Consider the following 636-nt stretch of genomic DNA (forward strand, 5'->3'; position numbering starts at 1 on the left):
TCAGGGGGAGCCGGTTTCGTCACTTCTGCACTTGCACCCAACGCTCCTCCCGCGCCGCCACGCGAATCGCCGCCGCCAACCGCTCCACTTCCCAAGCCTCTTCGAAGTCCGTCCCGCTGGCGCCTTCGCCGGCGAGCGCCATGATCAGTTCCTGCACCTCCAACGTCTTCAATTCGTTGTACCCCAACTGGTGCCCGGCGGCTGGGCTGAATGCGGCATAGCCGGGTAAGTCCGGGCCGGCCAGCAAACGCTGGAAACCTGCCTGGCCGGCCCGGCAGACGCGCAGTTCGTTCAGCCGTTCCTGATCGAACGCCAGCGTGCCGAGGGTGCCGCTGATCTCGAAATTCAGGTGATTCTTGTAGCCGTGCTTGAGCCAACTGCTGCTCACCGTGCCCCGGGCACCGTTGGCGAAACGCAGCAGCGCATGGACCTGATCATCCACCGCAATGGCCCGTTGTTCAGCATTGCCAACGCTGGCAGGGCGTTGGTTGTGAACGGTCTGGCTGTCGGCACACACGGCTTCGACATTCCCCAACAAATGCCGGGCCATCGCCAGCAAATGGCTGCCCAGGTCCGCCAGCGCGCCACCGGCATGCTCGGCCTCGCAACGCCATGACCAGGGTGAGGTCGGGTCGG

Annotated in this window: 1 protein-coding gene; it reads right to left on the minus strand. The window is 64.9% G+C overall.

Annotation, left to right across the window (positions count from 1 at the left end):
- Positions 1-19: 19 nt before the first annotated feature.
- Positions 20-636 (minus strand): Gfo/Idh/MocA family protein (locus OC610_RS28495; RefSeq protein WP_264433079.1); only part of this gene is annotated, 617 nt, incomplete at its 5' end.

It is taken from the genome of Pseudomonas agronomica, from assembly GCF_025917275.1.
Taxonomy (GTDB): domain Bacteria; phylum Pseudomonadota; class Gammaproteobacteria; order Pseudomonadales; family Pseudomonadaceae; genus Aquipseudomonas; species Aquipseudomonas agronomica.